Source organism: Amycolatopsis sp. CA-230715 (assembly GCF_018736145.1).
Taxonomy (GTDB): domain Bacteria; phylum Actinomycetota; class Actinomycetes; order Mycobacteriales; family Pseudonocardiaceae; genus Amycolatopsis.
Map to the genome: position 1 here is coordinate 3733849 of NZ_CP059997.1, position 21600 is coordinate 3755448.

Here is a 21600-nt window from a genome sequence, read left to right on the forward strand (position 1 = left end):
AGTCTAAGCGCGCTGGCGGAACTCGGTGACCGACGTCGTCAGCTCCCGCAAGGTCTCCCGGAGCGCGCGGGCCCGTTCGGCGTCGAGGCCCATCGCCTCGTCGACCGTGTCGGGCACCAGCGGTTCGGTCCGCTTCTTCAGCGCCTCGCCGTCGTCGGTGAGCGTGATCCACACGGTGCGCTCGTCCTCGGCGCGCCGTTCGCGGCGGACGAGCCCGGCCTTCTCCAGCCGCTTGAGCAACGGCGACAACGTGCCCGAGTCCAGGCTCAGCGCGTCGCCGAGGTCCTTGACCTGCGCCGGGCCGCCGTCCCACAGCGCCACCATGACCAGGTACTGCGGGTAGGTCAGGTCGAGCTCGTCGAGCATCGGCCGGTACAGCGCGGTGACCGCGCGGGACGCGGCGTAGAGCGAGAAGCACAGGCGGTCGTCGATCGGGAGCGTCACCGGTCCAGCATGCGCGCGGTATTCCCGCACTGCCAGCCGAAGTGCGCATCATCTCATCGCGCATCATTCAGTTGTGTACAACTTAGTTGCGCGCTACTTTTCTGGTGTCCGATCCAACACGACCCGAGGAGCACGAGATGACCGCCAACCCGCGCAACATCGCTCTCGAACCAGCGGCCCAGTCCTTCGCCGAAGCCACCGACGCCCCGCCCTACCTGTACGAACTCGGTCCGGTCGAGGGCCGCGAGACCGTCGACGAGGTGCAGGCGGGCGAGATCGACAAGCCCGCCGCCGACGTCGAAGAGCTGACCATCCCGGCGGGCGTCCCGGTCCGGATCGTGCGCCCGGCCGGGGTGACCGGCACGCTGCCGGTGATCGTGTACGTGCACGGCGCGGGCTGGGTGTTCGGCAACGCGCACACCCACGACCGGCTCGTCCGCGAACTCGCCGCGGGCACCGGGGCCGCCGTGGTGTTCCCGGAGTACAGCCTGTCCCCGGAGGCTCGCTACCCGACCGCGATCGAGGAGAACTACGCGGCCGCGAAATGGGTCGCCGAGCACGGTGCGGAGCACGGCCTCGACCCGGCGCGCGTGGCGATCGCGGGCGATTCCGTCGGCGGGAACATGACCGCCGCCCTCACACTGCTCGCGAAGCGGCGCGGCGGGCCCCGTTTCGTCCAGCAGGTGCTGTTCTACCCGGTCACCGACGCGGCCATGGACACCGAGTCGTACGAACTGTTCGCCGACGGCTACTTCCTGACCCGCACCGGCATGCGCTGGTTCTGGGACCAGTACACGACCGACGAGGCCGAACGCGCCGAGATCACCGCGTCACCGCTGCGGGCCACCCTCGACGACCTCGCGGGCCTGCCGCCCGCGCTCGTCATCACCGGTGAGGCGGACGTCCTGCGCGACGAAGGCGAGGCCTACGCGAACAAGCTGCGCCAGGCGGGCGTGCCGGTGACCGCCGTGCGGTACCAGGGCGTCATCCACGACTTCGTCATGCTGAACGCGCTGCGCGAAACGAATGCCGCGAACGCCGCCATCCGCCAGGCCGTCGACGTCCTGCGCACCGCGCTGGCGTAGTCACGCGCGGGCGTGGACGCCGACGCCGCCGGAAACGACGAGGTTGTCGCCGGTGATGTAGCCGGCGGCAGCCGAGGCGAGGAACGCCACGGCTTCGGCGATGTCCTCAGGAGCGCCGACGCGGCCGAGCGGGACGCCGTCAGCCCAGGAATCGAGCGTTTCCCGGGAGATGCCCAGCTTGGCGTAGGCCGGGGTGTCGACCATTCCTGGGCTGACGGCGTTGACGCGGATGCGGCGAGGAGCGAGTTCGAGCGCGAGCGACCGCACGAGGGGCAGCAGAGCACCCTTGGCGGCCGTCGTCGCGGCGCCGAGCCCTTCGCCCGCACCCACGGTGAACACCACCGAGGCACCGTCGTTCAGCAGCGGAAGCGCTTTTTGCAGCGTGAAGAAGTTTCCCTTCACGTTGACGCCGAACAGGGCGTCGAAGGTGTCTTCGCCAGTCGATTCGAGCGGACCGGGGCGGGAGATGCCCGCGTTGAGGAAGAGCAGGTCGAGCGAACCGAAGTGACGGCGCGCCTGGTCCATCGCGTGGTCGAGGTCCGACAGGGACCGCGCGTCGGCTCGGACGACCAAGACGTCCTCGGGAAGCCCGGCGTCGGTGACGGAGCCGACGCCCGTGACCAGGACGCGGTAGCCGCGCGAGTGGAGCAGTCGAGCGGTCGCCTTGCCGATGCCGCTGGTGCCACCGGTGATCAAAGCCGCGGGTGCGGACATGGTGTGTTCCTTCGCGTGGTCGTGGGACGCGGTTCCGCGCCATCCGATGGCAGAGTATGCCATTTTGGCAGTTACTGCCAAGTGTGCGGCGAGTGTCAGCTTGGCAGTGCCGGGCTAATCTGGCGTCATGAACACGCTGTGGGACCGAACGCGACAACTGGCCTCCCAGGAGATCCTCGGGACGGCGTTGCGCCTGTTCACCGAGCAGGGCTACGACGAGACGTCCATCGCCCAGATCGCCCGCGAAGCGGGCGTTTCCCAGCGCACCCTCTTCCGCTACTTCGGTTCCAAGGAGGAGTTGTTCGGCGGTGACCAGAACCGGTTCGGGCGAGTGCTGGCGGACGCGATCGGCGACCAGCCCGCCGAGGCCGATGCCTGGGCGGTCCTGCGCGCTGGGGTCGCCGCCGTCCTGGCGTTGCACGAAAGCCGCGAACAGGCCCTGGAACGCTTCCGCCTCCTGCACAAGACCGCCTCGCTGCGCGCCGGCTGGCTCGAAAAAAGACTGCGGTTCCAAGAGGATCTGCTGCCGCTCGTCGAGGCGCGCATGGCCACCGGCACGGGGAGCGCGGAGGCTCGTGCGGTGCTCGCGACGACGTTCGCCTGCTTGGACGCCGCGTCGATGACGTGGGTCGACAACGACGGCAAGGGCGACCTCATGGACCTCTACGACCGGTGCCTTGCCGCCGTGCGCGGCTGAAAGGTCCACAGAGGACAGAGCAAGGCGGTGGTTTACTGGGCGGTGTCGAAGGCCACCGATTCTGGGGAGAGTGCGGCCATGGGCGAGTTGACCCGAGGTGCGTTCCTGCGCGGAGCCCTTGGCGGGCTCGCCTTGACCGGGCTCGGCGCGGGCCGCGCGGGGGCCGCGACCCGCCCGTTGCGCGGTGGCGTTTGCTACGACACCGGGCTGAAGTACGGCCCCGGCGAACCGCTGCGACGTCCGTGGTGGAACGGGCCGTTGATGGCGGAGGAGATCGGGGAGATCCGGGATGGTCTCGGCTGCCCGTCGCTGACCGTGCTCGGCAGTGACCACGGCCGGTTGGCCAAGACCGCCGAAACCGCGGTGCGCCGCGGCATGCGGGTGTACCTGCAACCGCGCTTGTACGACCACCCGCCGTCGGAGATCCTGGCCCACCTCGCCGAAGCGGCTCGTGCGGCGGAGCGGTTGCACCGCACCGGCGGCGACCGGGTCACCCTCGTCATCGGCTGCGAATACACCCTGTTCACCCCGGGTATCGTGCCCGGAGCCACCTTCCGCGACCGGATCGCGTACCTGTCGACGGCACGGCCGGAGGATCTGCCCGGCATCTACCGACGGCTCGACGGGTTCCTCCGCGAGGCGGTCGCGGTGGCCAGGGCGCATTTCCGCGGTCCGATCACCTACGGCGCGTCGGCGGGCGAGCCGGTCGACTGGTCGTTGTTCGACATCGTGGGCTTGGACTACTACGAGCGCTTCGCCACCCCGGCCGAGTACACCGCCGATCTCGCGCAGTACCGGAAGTGGGGCAAGCCGATCATGGTCCTGGAATTCGGCTGCTGCACCTACCCCGGCGCTCCCGGACGCGGCGGGGACGGCTACGACATCGTCGACTACGAGCCGGTTCCGCCGCGGGTCAAGGAGGGTTTCGTCCGCAGCGAGCGGACGCAGGCCGAGCACCTCACGAGGACGCTCGGGATCCTCGGTGCGCAGGGCCTGCTCGGCGCGCACGTCTACTGCTTCGTCGCGCCGGAACTGCCCCACCTGCCGGAGCGGGCGCTCGACCTCGACATCGCTTCGTTCAGCCTGGTCAAAACGATCCGCGAGGACCAGGACGACCCGGCGTCTCCCTACCGGCGGGAGCCCAAGGAATCGTTCCTGGCGCTGGCTCGGCACAACCGGTGCTAGACCGCGTTTCCGCACGGGACGGGCAACCTCGCGATCACGGCGGCGTCCTCCCGTCGAAGGTCTGGACGACATCGGAAAGGCAGGCGCATGTCAGTGGAACAGGTCCTCCCGCCGGCGCAGGAGCCCGAGAGACCGAAGGCGGTGGCCAAATCGCGCGGTACTCCTGCTGGGCACCCTGACCGTCGTGTTCTTCGCCGCCGCCTGCACCTTCTGCACGCTCTGGCTGACCGGGGGCGACGAGGACCCCGGCTCGACCGCCTGCCTGCGCGCCGCCAGGGCGTTCGCCGGGATCGCCGGGGACAAGCCGATCCCCGAAGATGACGGCATGCTGGCCGGGGCGGAGTTCGTCCGGGCCTGCGGCCGGCCCGATCCGCCCGCCGGCAAGGACTGACCGGCCGGGCCCGGTTCGCCGGGACGAACGTGCTGTTCGACGACATCGCGTTCACCGGCGGCACCCTGGACCTCCGCGATCCCGCGAACCGGGCCGCACCACCGGTTTTCGGCGCCCGGCCGGACGACCGCGCGCCCGACGGCCTGCTGCTGCCCAGCCCGGCACCGGGTCCTCAGTGCCCCGCTTGGACGGTGTCCGGGTTGAGGAAATCGCCCACCGTCTGCGAAACGGCGGGCCACACGCCGGGGAAGAGCAGCACCGCGGCCACCACGAACACCGGGAAGATCAGCAGGTTCTCCACCTTCTTGCCGGTGCTGAAGCGCACCAGCTTCGGCGGGCGGATCTCGTACCAGGTCTCGCCCGCGATCGGCACCGGGAACAGGAACGGGCAGCCGGATTCGGTGAGCGCGTCGCCGAGGCAGTGCACGAAACATCCGACGCCGACGGCGACCCCGAGCCAGCCGGACAGTTCTTCGAGCTGCCCAGCGCCCTGCCCGCCCGCGCTGTACACCCACCAGATCACCGCGCCGCCCGCCACCGGGAGCAGCCAGTCGCCGAGCGCGTCTTCGGCGAGCAGCACGCCGAACAGCACGATCCCCGCGACGACGTACCAGCCGCCCGCCTTCGTCGCGGCCGTGGTCAGCGCGCCGAGCCCGGCCGCGAACAGGACCGTGTGCGAAAGGTGCCGGTGCGTCCCGGTGCGCTTTTCGTCGCGCGGGCCCTTCGTCAGCTGGTACAGGAAACCCGACACCTTGCGCAGCAGCCACGAAATCGCGCCGGTGACCGGCCCGAGCAGCTTCGACGCCCGCGCGCCGGGGTGGTCGAGATCCGGCAGCAGCGCGAAACCCGCGGTGGTGGCGGCGAACGCGACGGCCTGGTGCACGGTGTTCGCCCCGACGGCGGGCGCCAGCGCGAGGCCGGCGCACCACCCGGTCAAGGCGTGTGTGCGCCCCATCATGGTGACGATCCCCCTGTCGTCGAAGGAAAAAGCGGTCCGTGCATCCTGGCAACAAGATCGCCTCGAAGCGCGCGCGACAGGCCGGGAGGACCGCGGATGATGCCCAGCGAGCAGTTGCGGGAGTTCTGGACCGAGCGGCATCTGGCCACGCTCACCACGCTGCGCGCATCCGGGTTGCCGCACGTCGTCCCGGTCGGGGTCACGATCGACGACGGGTTCGCCGTGGCGCGCGTGCTCTGCTCGCGCGGAAGTGTCAAGGCGCGCAACGTGTTCGCCGCTGGTGAAGCGGGTGCGCCGGTCGCGGTGAGCCAGGTCGACGGGCGGCGGTGGTCCACGTTGGAAGGCCGCGCGGTGGTGCGCGCGGACGCGGAATCGGTGCGGGACGGGGAAATCCGGTACGCCGAGCGGTACGGCAGGCAGCCGAGGGACAACCCGGAGCGGGTGGTGCTGGAGATCACGATCACGCGCGGGCTCGGGATGTCCTGAACCGTCCGTTAACCCGGTGTACACCGGATCTTGACACACTCGTGGCTACCGTCGGCACGATGTTCGACGCCGACTGGTACCTCGCGATTACCACATTCGCGCGCGAAACGCCCTGGCTGCACGGCGTCTTCGTGGCGATCACCGACTACGGCGTGGTGCTGCTCGCGCTCGCCGTCGCCGCGATCCTGTGGCGCGAACGGCGCGGCGAACTCCGGAAGGCGATCTGGATCCCGGTCGCGATGGTGGTGGGGTACCTGGTCAACTCGGGCATCAAGAGTTGGGTGGTGGAGGCGCGGCCGTGCCGGGCGCTCCACGACGTGGTCACCGTGCTGCCGTGCGACGGGCCCAAGGACTACAGCTTTCCCAGCAACCACACGGTGGTCTTCGCCGCGTTCACCGGCGCGGTGTTCCTGCTCAACCGGGCGTGGGGTGTGCTCGCACTCGTCGCGACACTGGTGATGGGCTTTTCCCGTGTCTACGTCGGCGCGCACTACCCCCACGACGTCCTCGGCGGGCTCGTGGTCGGCATCCTCATCGGTCTCGCCGGGCACTTCGCCCTCGCTCTCACGAAACAGCGACAGGCAACAACAACGTGAAGGTCGGCGGTGAGGGCACGGTCAACCGCAGCCGCCCGCCCTCCGCCTCGGCCAGCGTCCGCGCCAGGGCGAGCCCGATGCCGTGCCCCTTGCCGCCGCGCCCGAACGGGTCCTCGTCCCGGTCGAGGCCGGGGCCTTCGTCGGTGACGTCGAGCGCGAACACGTCCGAAGCGTCGCGCGCGGTGACCGTGACCGCGCCGCGGCCGTGCGTCATCGCGTTGTCCAGCAGGACGGTCAAAATCTGGCGGACCGCTGCGGGCGGCACGACGGGGCGCGGCGGCTGGTCGACCACGATCCGCAGCTCGCGCCCCGACGCGGCGAGCAGCGATTCCCACGACTGCCTGACCTCTTCGAGCAGGGCGTCCACCTCGACCGGTTCGCTCGCGGCGGGCCGGTGGCGGGCGAGTTCCATCAGGTCCGCGATGGTCTGTTCCAGCCGGTCCGCGGACACCACGCCCGCTTCGAGCGCGGCGCGTTCGGTGCCTGGTGTTTCGAGGCCCGCTTCGAGCTGGAGGCGCAGCCCGGTCAACGGCGTCCTGAGCTGGTGGGACGCCTCCGACGAAAACGCGCGCTCCCGCGCCAAGGTCTCGCCGATGCGGCGCGCGGTGGTGTCCAAAGTGTCCGCGACCGAGTCGATTTCGGGGATGCCCTCGCGGTGCGCGCGCACGGTGAAATCGCCGTCCCCCAAGCGTTCCGCCGCGGCCGACAGCTCCTCCAGCGGCCGCGCCAGCCGTGCCGCGAGGCGCCGCGCGACGAGCCAGGTCGCCGCGATCGCGATGAGCGCCAGGAACAGCATGGTCAGCCAGGTGACCGCGGTGCGGTGCCGCACCTCGGCGTCCGAGATGGCGGCCCGGACCACCCCGGTCAGCCGCGCGCCGCTCAACACCGGTACCGCGATGGCGGAGTCGCCACCGACGTCACCGGCCACGAAGTCGTCGCTGTGCGCGCCGCGCACCACCTCGTCGGCGATCACGGGTCCCTCCCCCGCCAGCCGCGTGCCGCCCGGCCCGTACACCGCGACCCGCACGCCCTTCCTCGGCGAGGTCACCGGCGGCACCGGCAACCCCTCGGCGAGTTCGTCGGACACCGACAGCGCGGTGGAGTCGGCCACCCGCTCCAGCACCGCGTGCTCGTCCTCGGTGAAGTACCGCGCGACGCCGACGGCCAACGGCAGGCCGAAGAGGCTGATCGCGAGCACCGCGGCCAGCACGGTCAGGGTCACGATCCGCTTGCGCACGCCGAGAGTCTGCCTCAGCCGGGTTGTTCGAGCCGGTACCCGTGCCCACGCAGGGTCGCGATCTGCGGCACGACCGCGCCGGGCGGGGCGGTGTCACCGAGCTTCCGGCGCAGCGCGGCGATGTGCACGTCGAGCGTTTTCGTCGAGCCGTACCAGTGCGCGTCCCACACCTCGGCCATCAGGGTGTCCCTGCTCACCGCGACGCCCGGCGCCTCGGCGAGCTTCGCGAGCAGGTCGAACTCCTTGGTGCGCAAGGCGACCTCGCTGCCACCGAGGGTGACGCGGCGGGCGGCGACGTCGATTTCGAGCGCGCCGATCACCAGCGCGGCCCGCTGCGGCGCGACCGGCCCGCGGCGCAGGTGGGCGCGCAGCCTCGCCTGCAGTTCAGCGAGCCGGACCGGTTTGGTGAGGTAGTCGTCGGCGCCCGCTTCGAGCCCCACCACCACGTCCATCTCGTCCTGGCGTGCGGTGAGGATCACGAGCACGGCCTGCGGGATGAGGCCGCGCAACCGGCGGCACACCTCGACCCCGTCGAGATCGGGGAGGCCGAGATCGAGCAGGACGAGGTCGAACCCGGCCTCGGCGGCCACCACCGCCGACCGCCCCGTGCGCTGCCAGACCACGTCGTAGCCGTGCTGACGCAGGCTCTGCTCGAGGACCTTTCCGATCGTTTCGTCGTCCTCAACCACCATCAGCCGTGCCATGGCGGAAGCGTAACCTCGCACATTGTGGAATTCCTGCTTCCTCGCCCGCGGGCCGAGGTCGCGCCGGGCGCCGTGCACGTGCCGGACTGGCTCGACGAGGACGCGCAGCGTGAGCTGGTGACGGCGTGCCGTGACTGGGCGAGCGGGCCGGGCAGGCTCCGCTCCGCGCGGCTGCCGAACGGCGGCGTGATGTCGGTGCGCACGGTGTGCCTCGGCTGGCACTGGTACCCGTACCGCTACTCGCGCCACCTCGACGACGGCGACGGGGCGCCTGTGCTGCCGTTTCCCGGCTGGCTGGCGGATCTCGGCAGGCGTGCGGTCGAGGACGCGCTCGGCTCGCGGGAGACGCGCTACGAACCGGACATCGCGCTGGTGAACTTCTACGACGAGACCGCGCGCATGGGCATGCACCAGGACAAGGACGAGGCTTCGGACGAGCCGGTGGTGTCGCTCAGCCTCGGCGATCCGTGCGTGTTCCGATTCGGTAACACCGAGCACCGCAACCGGCCGTGGACCGATGTGGACCTGCACTCCGGCGATCTGTTCGTGTTCGGCGGGCCGTCGAGGTTCGCCTACCACGGGGTGCCGAGGACGCTGCCGCGCGAGGACCCGATGGACATCGGGCTGCCGAAGGGGCGGCTGAACATCACGTTACGGGTTTCCGGTTTCTAGGTACCCGCGGTACCAGGTACTCTGGGCGAATGACCCGAGACGGGCGCGCCGAACGCTGGCGCAGCCACCGCGAGCAACGACGCGAAGCGTTCCTCGACGCGTCCTTCCGCGCACTCGCGCGCCACGGCAGCGAGGTGACGATGGCGGACATCGCGGCCGAGGCCGGTGTCGCGAAACCCCGCCTGTACCGCTATTTCGCGGACAAGAACGATCTTTTCATCGCGGTGGCCGACCGCACGTTACGGACGCTGGAACAGCGCATGCTGCCCGCGCTCGATCCCGGACTCGGCCCGCGGCGCGCGATCAGGACCGCGGTGGCCGCGTACGTGCACCTGGTCGCGGAAAACCCGAACGTGGCGTGGTTCCTGATCGGCAGCGGGTTCGTCGACCGGTCGCACGACGCCGACCCGGTGCTCGGCAACAGCCGCAAGGTCGCCGCGGCACTGGCGCGGTTGCTCGCGGCGAACCTCCCGTCGGGCGCGGCCGGCGCGACGGCGGCGTGGGCGCACGCGACCGTCGGGGCGGTCAAGGCGTCGACCGAGTGGTGGCTCCGCACGCGCGACCTCGGCGAGAACGCGCTCATCGACCACCTGACGACGTTCCTCTGGGGTGGGATGGACGCCGCGCTGCGCTCGGAGGGGATAGTGCTCGACCCGGACGAGCCGATCGACCTGGTCAGCGTGAAAGGACGGGTATGACACCACTGGAACGGCTCGCCGACCTGATCGACGAGGGCCGCGTGCCGCGGGATTCCGGCGGTTACCTCGACCTGCTGCCCCCGGAAACCGGCAAGCCGGCGACCTTGGCGCAGGCCGCGATGCACAACCCGATCGTCGCCGCGATCTACGAGCGCTGGTGGCGCCCCTTCGGCGCCGCGGTGCTGGGCCTGAACGGGCTCGGCATGGACCGCGAACGCCGCGCCGCGCGCAAAACCCTGGGCCTGGACGGCGAACAGCTCGTGCTGGATGTCGCTTGTGGACCGGGAAACTTCACGCACGATTACGGGGAAGCCTTGCACGGCAAGGGTTTCGCGGTCGGCTTGGACGTCTCGCCGCCGATGCTGACCCGCGCGGTGCGGGACAACAGCGGCGAACGCGTCGCCTACCTGCGCGCCGACGCACGGGATCTTCCGTTCGCCGACGGCACTTTCGACGCGGTGAGCTGCTTCGCCGCGCTTTACCTGGTGCCCGAACCGTTCCGCGTGATCGACGAACTGGTGCGCGTGCTCGCGCCCGGCGGGCGCCTCGCCGTGCTCACCAGCGCGCGCTCCGGCCTCGGCGCGCTGCGCCTCCCGGAAAACCTGCTGGGCGCGACGACCGGCCTGCGCATGTTCGACCGCGACGAAGTGACCGACGTGTTCGACCGGCACGGCATGATCGATGTGCGGCAACGGATCACCGGCTTCGCCCAGTTCGTTTCCGCCCGCAAGGCCTGATCGCGTTCTTCCCCCTTGACCGCCCGCGGACACGAGATCGCTACTCCCTGCGCGAATCGCGACTCTGACGGTAGCTATAGCCCGACCACACAGCACCAGCGAGTGAGAACACCGCGATGATGCCGAGCCCAATAGAGCCCGCTTCCGAGGAGGATCCGCTGTCCCGACTGGGCACCGTCAAGCTGATGATGGCTGCGGCAAATGACAGCAGGGCAAGCAGATAGAGAAGTACGCTGGTCCAGCGCAGCACCGTCGGCCACATCTTGCCCCGGGAACGGGCATGGCCGCTGCGGCCGCGCTTGAGCTGAAGCTCGCGGTACGCCTCACGAGCTTCCTTGCTCGGATTCGGCGACGGTAGTTTCAGGGCCGAGCGGGCGTAGTCATTGATCTCCACAACGGTCCCGTCCGCAATGGAATGCCGCATACCGTTGTAGACCAGGTTCCACATTCGACGGTGTGACTGCAACGACTGGATATCGATCGACAAACCGCCCCCACGGTTGTCTTCCAGCTCCAGCTCTACCGAGTTGGTCAAGACGTGCATCTCTATCTTGGCCAAGCCGTAGGTGTCGACCCACCCACCGTGACGCAGCCAATCAACCCCGGCAGAATAAGCGTCGCGGCGGATCGTGTTGTAGATCAGGATTGCCCCAATGGCAGCGATAAGCCATATCTGCCAATAAGAAACCCATGCCAATCCTCGAAACAAGGTTATCGAGCCACACACGATGAGCACCGTGAAAATGGCGGCAAAGATACCGTTTCTCCTGCTTGCCGAGTACCACGCCAAGGTGGCACCGAAGCCAGGCGGGGCGTGAGGACTGGCGCCACGCGTTGAGTCACTCACGCCAGGATTTCCATACAACGGCGCAGCGGGCGGCTCGGGTTCACCGGTCACCGGGTCGGGCTTCTCCGGCAAGTTCCTCATGCTTCCCATTCTCAGTCCGCGCCTTCGTAAGTCTGTCAGAATATCTTCCCGAAGAAGTCTCCCACCGCCTTGGCTGCATCTCCAACGGCGTCGCCGATCTCGTCAGCATGGTCCACGACCCATCCGACCCCCTCGGCTACTCCAACCCCGGCCATGAGCGTTCCCGCGAGTACCCAACCCGGCCCTGGTACGGCGAGTCCGGCTGTCGCGGCGGCGCCGACGGCCACATCGATACCAGCGGACACCGCCATCCCACCTACCGTGGTGCCCACGGCTTTCGCTATCGACTTCTGCGGATCAGCGCCGCCGACAAGGATGTCGGCCGCGGTTGTACCAGCGGTGACCACGGTTCCGACGATCGGGATCCGCTTGAGGATCGGAAGTGGCTTTTGGAACGCCTCGGGTACTCCATCTTGAAGTTTGAAGAGTCTGATCAGCTCGCTCGACGCATTTGCCCTGAGCGTGTTCTGAGCCCACTTCGGAAGCAGCTTGTCGACGACGGCGCCGACCTTGGCTTGCTGGAATCCGGACTTCGCAGCTTCCCGATAAGCGACCCGGCGGGCAGTCGCCAGAGCCAGTTTCTGCTGAACATCCATTCCATCGGTGTTGACAAGTAGCGCACTGGCTAGTGTGCCGAGCATTCGGTTCTTGTCCGCCGCCATCAGAAGCGTATGCGAAGCGCTGGACAAACCACCGCTGATTGCCACCGCTTTGGAGAGTACTGTCTGGCCCGTGGTGCGCAGCCCATCGATGCTGCTGGTGTTGTCATTGGCCGCACGCTGAAGCGCTTCGTGTGCAGCTCGTTCCTTCCCGCGTGCGTCGTTCACGGTCGCAGTCGCTTCGTTGAACGCGGCTGTTCTGCGGTTGTATTCGTCGACGGCCGCCTGCTGCCGCGCGGTCGCTTGGTCGTGCTCCTGCTGGACCGTCGCCAGCACCGGACCGTACGGCAACGGTGCGGGACCTGGGCCGGGCGCCGGTCCAGGTGGTTGGATCTCGGTTTCCGACACTGTGAGCCCTGCGGCGGATGCGACCTGCTTGGCCTGGCTCATGCGGGCCTTCACGGTGTTGATCTCGTCAGCGAAGGCGTGTAACGCGCGTGCGCCGGTTGTGGCCGCCTGCTCGACCTGTCCAGCGTTGGCCTTGCCGTTCGCCATGACACCTCGGAATGCCGGGCCCGCCCCGCCATGCCAGAACGCTTCCGACGAGCCGCCTGTGCTGGCGCAGGCTGAGGCGAGGCCTCCTACTCCTTTCGACAGGGCTTCGAGCCCGGTAGCACTCGTGTGACAGGTGGCCGGATCGCCTAGCACTTCGATGCTCAGTGGTCCGTCAGCCATTCTCGCCTCCCCAGGCCGATCACATGATGTTCTTGAAGACGTCTGCTTTGTCGGCGTCGCTGCGACCGTAAGTCGCCTTCGCGGCTTCGACGTCACCACTGGCTTTGGAGACGATCTCGGTCAACGCTGCGGCAGCGGTGGTCAACCGCTCCAACAACGCAGTGACCGCGGCAGTGGAATCACCTGCGTCTGGTGGATCAGGCGGCTGGGAAGCCGCACCGCCCATGCCATCTGCCGCACTTCGAAGCTGTCCGGACAGAGTGGATAATTCTCCCATTTCAACGTCAATACCCATGTGAATCCCCCTTGGCATCCTGCTCATGCCCTGCAACCGCTTCGCGATAGTCGCCGAGCCCAACCGGTTCTGTGTCGTCTCCCCACCTCGCGTCATCGCTCAGTTCGGCATCAACGATGGCGACATCCGCGCCCGAATCCCGAAAAACTTGCTCTACTTTGGACTCAAGCACGGCGACCCACGGTTGGCGATCACCACATCCAGCCACAAGACGATCCAATGCGGTGTAAAGCGGTAGCGCCAACCGTCCGTCGTCCAGTGGCTTCAAGGCCAACGCCGGACGGCCATCATCGCCCCGACCGGGAACCGAGGGCAGGAAGAACACCGTCGGCTCCGCGATTTCACCGGGAGTCTGCTCAGGCACTGCCATCACAGAGCACCCTGTCGAAAGCGCGCCGGAGGGCGGCCTCGCACGCCGGTCGCCCGCATGAGATGCGGAACATCGTTCTCCCCTTACTTAGCCAAGAGTTCCTTCTCCCGGAACTGACGGTAGCTACGCGGAAGCAATGCGTCGAGACACAGAGTGTGCACGTACGTGCGGAAAGTGGGTGTGACCAGCAGGTTGGGCGGCGTGAAGCAAGCGCCCGCTCATCGCTGCGCGGTCCAGCCCCGGTGGCAGCTATGGGGAGACAAACGCGCATCGACTTGGGACTTTCGCCTTGCGATGCCCTTGCGGGCGGCAGCTTTGCGAGGCCACCTCAAAATGCGGCGCGACCAGGCAAAAGTGACTGGTTGCCCAGGTCGGGAAACACCCTGTCCGGGCTAGCCCGGACAGGGGACACTGATGACCGTCCTGGTCAAGGTGCCACCGGGCTTTTCGGTGGTGGGGCGCGACGCGCTGCTGTGAAGGTGACCTGACCGATGTACGGCAACGGATCACCGGCTTCGCCCAGTTCGTTTCCGCCCGCAAGGCCTAAAACCGGTAGCGGAGTACGCGGGTTCCCTGACGGGACAACGTTTTTCCGTGGCTCATCAGCCGGGTGACCGCGCGCAGCGGCTGGGGAAAAGCGGCGACTTCCGGCGCGCGGGTGAGTAGTTGCTCCTCGGCCAGGGTCAGGCCCGCGTTCCAGTGTTCGGGGTCGCGCGGGTCGTCGAAGCCCTGTGCGGCGGTGATGCCGATGGTCTTGATCGTCGGGTGGTACGTCATCGACCACGCGGCGAACCGGGTGTAGCCGTTGAGGGCGAGTTCGCCGGAATCGAGGTGCGCGGTCAGGTCCCGCATCATCCGCTGGAAGGTGTCACCGGGCAGGAACGGCAGCAGGCCCTCGGCGACGATCATCGCGGGCCGGTCGCGCGGCAGCGGGCCGGGCCAGCCCGGTTCGGTCAGGTCGGCGCCGATGCGCGAGGACCGGTCGGAAAGGAATCGGGGCCGCAGGTCGTCCCAGGGCGGGCGAGACTGCCCCGAAGGTGACCTTCAGGGCATCTACCGCCCCGAAAGCCACTTTCGGGGCGCAGCGACCCGGGTTTACCCGCGCGGCAGGTTCCGAATTCCTGGATCCGCAGGGAGATCGCAGCGGTGACGACGCGCGCCAGGCCGCGCGGCAACGATGCCGATGAGGGTGCTGCAGAGGACGAGCATGTAGACCGGGAAAGCCCAGGCAGCGGGTTCCCATGACGAGATGGTCAGCAGCGTGACCGTGGCACCCGTGCCGACGAGAACGTAGAACAGGACGTTCTCCGAACCCGGATCGCGCCACGCTTTCACGACCGTCGGAAGGGCCGCTGCCGCATCAGCGGCCACAGCGAAGAGCACGGCCAGCGGCGCATCGTCATAACCCAGCCAGATACCGAGCGCGATGATCGCGATGACCGCGCAAATCACGTCGAAAGCGCCGAGCCGAGCGAGGTTGTGCCTGATGAGCACCCCGCAGATCACCACGACCAGCGGCCCGAGCCCGGCGGAAAGGGTCTGCACGGCGGGAAGCCCCACCTCGGCGTCGAGCTGGGCGAAGAACCCGATCAACGGCGCCGCGGCCCACAGCGACCACGTCACCAGATTCGGCCGCACTGTCCCTTTGACCGTGGCGAACGCGTACCGGGCACTGCCCACGAGGCCGAGCGCCGCGCTGACGAACACCCAGGCCGGGTCGATCATCAGAGCCTCCTCGCGGGCAAGCCGCTATGCCCTGATGGCGGCCTTCAGGGCAGGGGGAAGGCGGCGGAGGTGAGGAAGGCTCGCCAGGAAGCGCGACTCATCGTGAGGTGGCCCGCGCCGGGCGCCTTGGAGTCCCGAACCGCTGCGCCCACGCCGAGTTCAGCGACCTCGACGCAGTCTTCGCCGCTCTCGTTGCTGTAGGAACTCTTGCGCCAGGTCAGTCCGGTGCGGTCTGCTGCGGGCATGAAGGGGCGGCCTCCGCTCGATCGTAGGCGGCTGCCAAATCGAGCAGCCACGCCCGCGATTCTTCCTTATCCAGGGCCGCGCGATCAATGCTGCTGAGCATGTTGCGATGAGTGACCACATCGCTGGGAGCTTCCAAGAAAGTCCCGGTCGATACGCCTTCCGTGTAAACGATCGACGGGTACTTGTCGTAGTCCATGATCCGGAAGCTGCTCCAGGCGTGGTAGGGCCCGGCCGAGTCGAGAACGACTCGAATGGTGCAGCACGGCTGGCCGCCGCAGAGCAGGAGGTACAGCAGTTGCTCGTGCATGACCTGGCAGTCGCCCACCAGGGTGCGAACCGCGTGTTCGTGCAGGAAGAACGTGCATCGCGGCGGTTTGCGCTGCTGGAACAGGCCCTGTCTGGCCATTCGTGCGCGTACTCGCAGTTCGATGCTGTCCGGGGTGAGCAGCCCGCCCCAGCACAACAGTGCGTGCGCGTAGTTTTCCGTTTGCAGGAGTCCGTGAATTTTGGCTGGCTCGTACGCAGCGATCACGGTCGCCAAGCTTTCCTGCACGATCAGGGATCGAAGTTCCGCGCTCAGGCTTGGTTCGTGGGAGCGGACCAGGTTGGGGTTGTCCGGCTCGGCGGCCAGTTTCACCAGCCATTCGTAGTCGCTGTCTTTCACCGGGCCGCAGCCGCCGAGATACCGCGCGACGTCGGTCGCCGAGGCTGGCCGCGCCCCGGTCTCGATGAACGAAAGGTTGGGGTGCGGCCAGCCCAGCCTCAGCGCGAGCTGGCGCAGGCTCAGGTCCGCGCTCTCGCGGTGCTTGCGGAGTTCCGAACCCACTTCGCGTGCCTTGACGCTGTACGGCCGTGGCGTTCGCTTTCTGCCCATGCGCTCACGCTAGAGCGCCGAAACCCTTACGGACAGGCGGTTTTCCCGGTTTCACCGCAAAGTACGTACGCGGTTCGGATTCGAAACGGCCAGTTCCGGGAATTTCGCGGCCGGATCGTCGAACACCGGCGCGGGGATTCCCTTGAGCGTCAGGTCGAAGAACGAACCGACCAGCGAGCGCGTGATTTCCATCGACCGCGCGCCGGTCATCGGCACGCCGGGGCTCGGCCTGCCCACCTGGTCGCCGAACACGGGCAGGTCCGTGAACGACATGTGCCCGGTGCCGTCGGCGGTGAGCCAGCGCTTCCAGCCGGTGAAGTTCGGCCAGTCGCGCGGCCACGACGGGTCGCCTGCCGGGTTGTGCCCTCCGCGGGTGCCCAGGAGCAGGAACGGGCGGTCGATTCCCGAAGTCGGCACGGGCGCGAAGAAGGAACCGTCGAGGTTGATGCCCGCGCGGATCCGGCTGTCGGTGAGCATCGCCTGCGACGCCGAGTTGCCGCCGATGGAATGCCCCGCCATCGCGATCCTCGACGGGTCGATGAGCCGGTTGAACGGCCGCGCCGTCCGCAGTGCGCCCAGCACGAACTTCGTATCGTCGGCGCGCACCAGCGGCACCTTCGCGATTTCGTGCGCCTCGCAGGCGACGCAGGTCGTCATGGTCCCGTCGGGGAGGGCGGTGCCGAACGCCTCGTAGTTGTGGCCGATCGCAGCGACCACGTAGCCGCGGCTGGCGAGGTCCTCGGCGAGCCCGGTCAGCGTCGACCGCGACAGCGTGAACCCGGGCGAGAGCACGACGAGCGGGAACCGCCTCGGCACCGGCGGCGCGCCTTCGTGGGCATACGTGGCGGTGTCAGCGACGGGTTTCGGGTCTACGCCGGTGATCTTTTGCCCGTCCAGCAACGCTTTCGCCTCGCCGACGGTGAGGTACGGCCGCGACGGGCCGATCGGCAGCAGCGCCGGATAGAACATCGACACCATCAACCGCCGCGGCCCGGACGACGGCACCCACGGGTCGGCGCGCGAGGAATCGGTGAGCGCGAGCGTCGACGAGCCGACGGCGTACCCGCCGGTCGGTTTCGGCAGGGCGAGCCGGACCGGCGCCGCCGACGCCACCCCGGGCAGCAGAGCGATCCCGAGCACCGCGGCCAGCAGCACTTTCAGCATTCTGGTCATGCCACCGAGTAAACCGGCGGAAACCGGGACGCGGTATGGACTTTCGTCAGGGAACGACGGTCACCAAGCCGGGTAGCGCGCCAGCCACGCGGGCGCCGCGGGCGGCACCGGACCGAACTCCGCCAACGCATCCGCCACCAGCAACTCGATCTCCTCACGCAACTCCAGCGCCGACAACCACCGCTCAGGAATCGCGGCGGGGCCGTGGATCGCGCCGAGAATGTTCCCGCAGATCGAGCCGGTGGAATCGCTGTCGCCGGAGTGGTTGACCGCGAGCAGCAGGCCGTCGGCGAGGTCGGTCGCGGCCAGCGCGGCGCACACTCCGATGGCGAGCGCTTCTTCGCCGACCCAGCCGCCGCCGAGTTCCCCGGCGATCTGCTCAGGCGTGGGGCGTCCCTTCGCCGCGAGCGCCACCGCCTTGTCCAGCGCGGTGAGCTGCTCTTCGTGCCGTTCCCACTGCACGAGTTCGCCGCGAACGGCTTCGATCCCGTCGGTCAGTGAACCCTCGTGGAGCAGCACGTGCACGAGCAGCGCGAGCGCGCCGGCCGAAAGGTAACCGCTGGGGTGGCTGTGCGTCAGCGCGCCGGACACCGCGCCGACCCGGAACACCTCGCGCCGATCCGTGGACCACAGCGCGGCGGGCGCGGCGCGCATCACGCCGCCGCAGCCCTTGGAATCGTTGAGCGGGTAGGTGAACGTGCCCGGTTCGCCGCCGCCCGCGAACGCGCGCAACGCGGACATGCAGGTCGCGCCGGGCGCGCGCTGGTGGAACAGGCCGGGCAGGGTCACCAGCCAGCCGTCCGGCGCGTCGGTGTCCGCGGCGAACCGGCCGCCCGCGCGCGCCCACGGCGGGCCCTGGGTGTGGTACCAGCGCTGGTAGGCGTGCTGGAGCGCGAGCAGCACGTCGTCGCGGCCGCCGGTGCGGGCCGCGATGTGCGCCCTGATCATGCCTTCCAGCGTGAACATCGTCATCTGCGTGTCGTCGGTGATGAACCCGGTCGACGGCGCGACGTACCCGCGGAGGCCCTCCTGGCCGTACCGCGCGCGGATCCCCTCGATCGAATCGAACTCGACGCCTTCGCCGAGCGCGTCGCCGACGGCGCCCGCGAGCAGGGATCCGGTGAAGCGCGCCGCGAGAGTCACGGCGCTATTCCTATCAGGTGAAAGCGGGCCGGGCGGCGGCTGTGGTGAACCGAGCGCCACCCGAGACTGCGCCGTAACCACGCCTAGCACGGTGCTCACCCTGTGCGGCGAGCCTCCGCTGATCACCACCCGATCGAGACCTCCTCGCACTCAATGTTGTGACACCCGAGACCGGTGTGTAGCGCGTATGTTCTTCGTGACCACGCACGAGGAGGGGGTTGCATGGCCAAGGTCAGCGCGTCCGGAGCCGTTCCCAGCCCGCCGGAGAAGACCTGGGCGACGGCCGCGGACCTGAACCGGTTCAACGAATGGCTGATCCTGCACGAGGCATGGCGCGGGCCGGTGCCCACCGAATTCTCCGAGGGCACCACGCTGACCTCGGTCGTCACCGTCAAGGGCTTCCGCAACCGGATCAGCTGGCGGGTGGTGACCTACGACGAGCCGCACCGGCTCGCCATCCGCGGCGACGGCGTCGGCGGGATCAAGGTCAACCTGGTGCTGTCCGTGGAGCCGGACGCGAGCGGGTCCATCATCGCGATCGAGGCCGAGGTCACCGGGAAACCGGTGTTCGGCCCGATCGGCATGACCATCGGGCGCGCGCTGAAGGGCGACCTGCAGAAGTCCGTCGCGAACCTCGGCGGCCTGCTCGCCTGACGGCCACTATGGACAGTCCTTTTCGGACAGTTCTGGCAACTACCGCTTAACCGGTACCCTCGGAGCCGTGAACAGGCCCGCGACCGTCGAAGGTGACGAGGAGCCGGACGGGCGCCGGATCAGGGGCGAGCGGCGTCGCGCCGAGATCATCGCCGCGACGCTCCACGTCATCGAGCGCGACGGCGTCTCCGGTGTCACCCACCGGGCGGTCGCGCGCGAGGCGGGTGTCCCCGCCAGCTCCGCGACCTACTATTTCGCCACGCTCGACGATCTGCTGGTCGCCGCGTTGACCGAGACGGTCGAGGAGTACATCCGCCAGCTCCGCGAGATCATCGACAGCGGCCGGGACCAGCTCGAGAGCCTGGCGCACGTGATCGCCGACTGCTCGGGGCCGGGACGGCTGCGCTCGCTGGCCGAACAGGAGCTGAGCCTGCTCGCGGTGCGGCGTCCCGCGCTGCGGCCGGTCGCCCGCCGGTGGCGGGAAACGGTGGCCGCGATCGCCCGGCGGTACACGGACGACGACCTGGTCGTCCGCGCGCTGGTGTCCACGGCGGACGGGCTCTGCGCGTCCTTGCTGCTGGAAGACGATCCGCCCGCCGAACGCGACGTCGTCGCCATCCTGCGCCACACCCTGCACCTGGCCTGATTCTTGTTGGACATCTGTTCAAATACCTTGCTACGCTCGTTGTTGAACAGATGTCCAAGTTTCTGGCGGGAGTGCTCTCGGATGGCGTACCTCTTCCTCCTCGGCGCGATCCTGACCGAGGTGACCGGCACGGTGGCGACCCGGTTCTCCGACGGGTTCACCAAGCTCGTGCCCTCCGTGGTGGCCGTGCTCGGCGTGGTCGGCGCCTACGTGCTGCTGTCGTTCGCGCTCAAACGCGGGCTGAACCTCGGCGTCGCGTACGGCACCTGGGCTGCGGCCGGGGTGGCGCTGGTGGCGGTCATCGGCGCGACCGCGTTCGACGACCGGCTCACGCTCGTCCAGGCTGGCGGGCTCGTGCTCGTCGTGGGTGGCGTGCTCGCGCTGGAACTCGGCGCGTGACCTTCGTTATTTGCCACGGCGACCGGCGTCGTTAGCGTGTCCACCATGACCGAACAGCTGGTGCGGGTCGGCGGGATCGACCTCTGCTACGAGACCTTCGGCGAACGCGGCGCGCGGCCGCTGCTGCTGGTGATGGGCCTCGCCGGGCAGATGACCTGGTGGGACGACGAATTCTGCGAGCAGCTCGCCGGGCGGGGCTTCTTCGTCATCCGGTTCGACAACCGCGACACCGGCAGGTCCACCGCGCTGCACGGCAGGTCCTCGCTGGTGAAGTCCTATCTGCTGCGGTCATCGCCGTACCCGCTCACCGAAATGGCCGACGACGCCGCGGGGCTCCTGCAAGCGCTCGACGTGCCCGCCGCGCACATCGCGGGGATCTCGATGGGCGGCATGATCGGCCAGTCGCTGGCGATCCGGCACCCCGGCCGCGTGCTGTCGCTGACCTCGATCATGTCGACCACCGGCTCCCGCCGTGTCGGGCTGCCGCACCCGAAGGTCATCCCGTCGATGCTCGCCGCGCCGCCGAAGGACCGCGACGGCTACGCCGAATCGCTGCTGCGGACGTTCCGCACGATCGGCTCGCCCGGCTTCCCGTTCGACGAACCGCGCCTGCGCGCCCGCGCGCACCGGTCGTTCGACCGCGGTCTCAACGCCGCGGGCACCGCGCGCCACATTTCGGCCATCCTCTCCGCCGGAGACCGCACGCCCGGCCTGCGCAAGCTCCGGATCCCCGCGCTCGTGATCCACGGCACGCGCGACCCGCTGGTCCACCGGTCCGGCGGCAGGGCGACGGCGCGCGCCATCCCCGGCGCCGAACTCGACCTCGTGCCCGGCATGGGCCACGACATGCCGCGCGAAATCTGGCCACGCCTGATCGACGGCATCACCCGCACCGCGGACCGCGCCTCCTCGTAAACGCGCTCCCCACCAGAACTGTCACTGCCCACCGGTAATTTGGGAACCGGGGGCGCCTCGCATCGAACTGTCGGTGCTACGCGGTAACGTTGAAATCGGGGGTCCCCATCCCGGCTGATGCCCCGAAGGTGGCCTTCGGGGCGTCTAGCGACACATTCTCACCCTTCGCGGCGTTCAGCGTGGCGAGGTTCGTGCCCCGAAGGTGGCTTTCGGGGCGCTCAGGTCCCCGAAAGCCACCTTCGGGGCGTGAACCTTCGCGCCGAAGATCGCGCGCACCAAGAAATGTCGGTGCCA

The 21600-nt window shown here is 68.8% G+C and carries 28 protein-coding genes; 13 read left to right on the forward strand and 15 right to left on the reverse strand.

The features are described from left to right. Positions 1–3 precede the first annotated feature (3 nt). Positions 4–444 (reverse strand): MarR family winged helix-turn-helix transcriptional regulator, encoded by a 441-nt coding sequence (locus tag HUW46_RS17470; protein ID WP_254126274.1) that lies wholly within the window; start codon positions 442–444, stop codon positions 4–6. A gap of 137 nt (positions 445–581) precedes the next feature. Here HUW46_RS17470 and HUW46_RS17475 point away from each other — a divergent pair, with 137 nt between their 5' ends. Next, the gene (locus HUW46_RS17475; protein ID WP_215548278.1) at positions 582–1529 is read left to right on the forward strand and encodes an alpha/beta hydrolase; all 948 of its coding nucleotides are present in this window, start codon (positions 582–584) and stop codon (positions 1527–1529) included. On the opposite strand, the gene HUW46_RS17480 is transcribed toward HUW46_RS17475, so the two are convergent. Then, on the reverse strand, positions 1530–2243 hold the full coding sequence (locus tag HUW46_RS17480) for an SDR family oxidoreductase (RefSeq protein WP_215548279.1): 714 nt from the start codon (positions 2241–2243) through the stop codon (positions 1530–1532). Between the two features lie 127 nt (positions 2244–2370). Here HUW46_RS17480 and HUW46_RS17485 point away from each other — a divergent pair, with 127 nt between their 5' ends. The 3 genes from HUW46_RS17485 to HUW46_RS17495 all read left to right on the forward strand — a co-directional run bounded on the left by HUW46_RS17485 (position 2371) and on the right by HUW46_RS17495 (position 4516). Further along, positions 2371–2940, forward strand: a complete 570-nt coding sequence (locus HUW46_RS17485) for a TetR/AcrR family transcriptional regulator (RefSeq protein ID WP_215548280.1) — start codon at positions 2371–2373, stop codon at positions 2938–2940. A gap of 78 nt (positions 2941–3018) precedes the next feature. Beyond that, positions 3019–4125: an abortive phage infection protein gene (locus HUW46_RS17490; protein ID WP_215548281.1), complete on the forward strand. Its 1107-nt coding sequence runs from the start codon at positions 3019–3021 to the stop codon at positions 4123–4125. A gap of 184 nt (positions 4126–4309) precedes the next feature. After that, positions 4310–4516, forward strand: a complete 207-nt coding sequence (locus HUW46_RS17495; protein WP_215548282.1) for a hypothetical protein — start codon at positions 4310–4312, stop codon at positions 4514–4516. A 172-nt stretch (positions 4517–4688) separates the two neighbouring features. On the opposite strand, the gene HUW46_RS17500 is transcribed toward HUW46_RS17495, so the two are convergent. Next, positions 4689–5471, reverse strand: coding sequence for a metal-dependent hydrolase (locus tag HUW46_RS17500; protein WP_215549937.1), 783 nt, complete (start codon positions 5469–5471; stop codon positions 4689–4691). A gap of 99 nt (positions 5472–5570) precedes the next feature. Between HUW46_RS17500 and HUW46_RS17505 the strand changes: the two genes are divergently transcribed. Both HUW46_RS17505 and HUW46_RS17510 read left to right on the forward strand, forming a co-directional pair. Beyond that, positions 5571–5960, forward strand: a complete 390-nt coding sequence (locus tag HUW46_RS17505) for a pyridoxamine 5'-phosphate oxidase family protein (protein WP_215548283.1) — start codon at positions 5571–5573, stop codon at positions 5958–5960. Positions 5961–6019: 59 nt separating this feature from the next. Beyond that, positions 6020–6556 carry a phosphatase PAP2 family protein gene (locus HUW46_RS17510; RefSeq protein WP_215548284.1) on the forward strand — a complete coding sequence of 179 codons (537 nt, stop codon included), beginning with the start codon at positions 6020–6022 and terminating at the stop codon, positions 6554–6556. On the opposite strand, the gene HUW46_RS17515 is transcribed toward HUW46_RS17510, so the two are convergent. Next, positions 6525–7793 carry a sensor histidine kinase gene (locus tag HUW46_RS17515; RefSeq protein ID WP_215548285.1) on the reverse strand — a complete coding sequence of 423 codons (1269 nt, stop codon included), beginning with the start codon at positions 7791–7793 and terminating at the stop codon, positions 6525–6527. The two genes, HUW46_RS17510 and HUW46_RS17515, sit on opposite strands and share 32 nt — an antisense overlap. Before the next feature lie 14 nt (positions 7794–7807). Further along, the gene (locus tag HUW46_RS17520; RefSeq protein ID WP_215548286.1) at positions 7808–8497 is read right to left on the reverse strand and encodes a response regulator transcription factor; all 690 of its coding nucleotides are present in this window, start codon (positions 8495–8497) and stop codon (positions 7808–7810) included. Between the two features lie 24 nt (positions 8498–8521). Between HUW46_RS17520 and HUW46_RS17525 the strand changes: the two genes are divergently transcribed. The 3 genes from HUW46_RS17525 to HUW46_RS17535 are packed head-to-tail and all read left to right on the forward strand — an operon-like array spanning position 8522 to position 10604. Next, entirely contained in the window at positions 8522–9169 is a 648-nt protein-coding gene (locus HUW46_RS17525; protein ID WP_215548287.1) for an alpha-ketoglutarate-dependent dioxygenase AlkB family protein, read from the forward strand. Positions 9170–9198: 29 nt separating this feature from the next. Further along, positions 9199–9867 (forward strand): TetR/AcrR family transcriptional regulator, encoded by a 669-nt coding sequence (locus tag HUW46_RS17530; RefSeq protein WP_215548288.1) that lies wholly within the window; start codon positions 9199–9201, stop codon positions 9865–9867. Next, positions 9864–10604 carry a class I SAM-dependent methyltransferase gene (locus HUW46_RS17535; protein ID WP_215548289.1) on the forward strand — a complete coding sequence of 247 codons (741 nt, stop codon included), beginning with the start codon at positions 9864–9866 and terminating at the stop codon, positions 10602–10604. Before HUW46_RS17530 ends, HUW46_RS17535 begins: the two co-directional genes overlap by 4 nt. Positions 10605–10644: 40 nt before the next feature. Here the strand turns inward: HUW46_RS17535 and HUW46_RS17540 are convergent, their stop codons facing one another. The 10 genes from HUW46_RS17540 to HUW46_RS17585 form a co-directional block, all read right to left on the reverse strand. Then, a complete protein-coding gene (locus HUW46_RS17540) occupies positions 10645–11532 on the reverse strand; it encodes a hypothetical protein (protein WP_215548290.1) in 888 nt (295 codons plus the stop codon). 35 nt (positions 11533–11567) lie between these two features. Then, entirely contained in the window at positions 11568–12686 is a 1119-nt protein-coding gene (locus HUW46_RS17545; protein WP_215548291.1) for a hypothetical protein, read from the reverse strand. A gap of 199 nt (positions 12687–12885) precedes the next feature. Continuing rightward, positions 12886–13161: a DUF6317 family protein gene (locus HUW46_RS17550; RefSeq protein ID WP_215548292.1), complete on the reverse strand. Its 276-nt coding sequence runs from the start codon at positions 13159–13161 to the stop codon at positions 12886–12888. After that, entirely contained in the window at positions 13151–13531 is a 381-nt protein-coding gene (locus HUW46_RS17555) for an SAV_915 family protein (protein WP_215548293.1), read from the reverse strand. Before HUW46_RS17555 ends, HUW46_RS17550 begins: the two co-directional genes overlap by 11 nt. A gap of 543 nt (positions 13532–14074) precedes the next feature. Next, positions 14075–14440 carry a hypothetical protein gene (locus HUW46_RS17560; protein WP_254126276.1) on the reverse strand — a complete coding sequence of 122 codons (366 nt, stop codon included), beginning with the start codon at positions 14438–14440 and terminating at the stop codon, positions 14075–14077. Positions 14441–14626: 186 nt separating this feature from the next. Further along, entirely contained in the window at positions 14627–15256 is a 630-nt protein-coding gene (locus HUW46_RS17565; protein ID WP_215548294.1) for a hypothetical protein, read from the reverse strand. 44 nt (positions 15257–15300) lie between these two features. Beyond that, a complete protein-coding gene (locus HUW46_RS17570) occupies positions 15301–15501 on the reverse strand; it encodes a DUF397 domain-containing protein (protein WP_215548295.1) in 201 nt (66 codons plus the stop codon). Further along, positions 15474–16376, reverse strand: coding sequence for a helix-turn-helix domain-containing protein (locus tag HUW46_RS17575; RefSeq protein ID WP_215548296.1), 903 nt, complete (start codon positions 16374–16376; stop codon positions 15474–15476). Before HUW46_RS17575 ends, HUW46_RS17570 begins: the two co-directional genes overlap by 28 nt. A gap of 51 nt (positions 16377–16427) precedes the next feature. Next, entirely contained in the window at positions 16428–17549 is a 1122-nt protein-coding gene (locus tag HUW46_RS17580; protein WP_254126278.1) for an alpha/beta hydrolase family protein, read from the reverse strand. Between the two features lie 60 nt (positions 17550–17609). Next, positions 17610–18692 (reverse strand): ADP-ribosylglycohydrolase family protein, encoded by a 1083-nt coding sequence (locus HUW46_RS17585; protein WP_254126279.1) that lies wholly within the window; start codon positions 18690–18692, stop codon positions 17610–17612. 222 nt (positions 18693–18914) lie between these two features. On the opposite strand from HUW46_RS17585, the gene HUW46_RS17590 reads away from it, so the two are divergent. The 4 genes from HUW46_RS17590 (at position 18915) to HUW46_RS17605 (ending at position 21306) form a co-directional block, all read left to right on the forward strand. Beyond that, complete coding sequence (locus HUW46_RS17590) at positions 18915–19346, forward strand: type II toxin-antitoxin system Rv0910 family toxin (protein ID WP_215548297.1); 432 nt, start codon at positions 18915–18917, stop codon at positions 19344–19346. Between the two features lie 67 nt (positions 19347–19413). Further along, positions 19414–19992, forward strand: coding sequence for a TetR/AcrR family transcriptional regulator (locus tag HUW46_RS17595; protein WP_215548298.1), 579 nt, complete (start codon positions 19414–19416; stop codon positions 19990–19992). Between the two features lie 81 nt (positions 19993–20073). After that, a complete protein-coding gene (locus HUW46_RS17600) occupies positions 20074–20391 on the forward strand; it encodes a DMT family transporter (RefSeq protein ID WP_215548299.1) in 318 nt (105 codons plus the stop codon). A 45-nt stretch (positions 20392–20436) separates the two neighbouring features. After that, on the forward strand, positions 20437–21306 hold the full coding sequence (locus HUW46_RS17605; protein WP_215548300.1) for an alpha/beta fold hydrolase: 870 nt from the start codon (positions 20437–20439) through the stop codon (positions 21304–21306). The last annotated feature ends 294 nt before the right edge of the window (positions 21307–21600 follow it).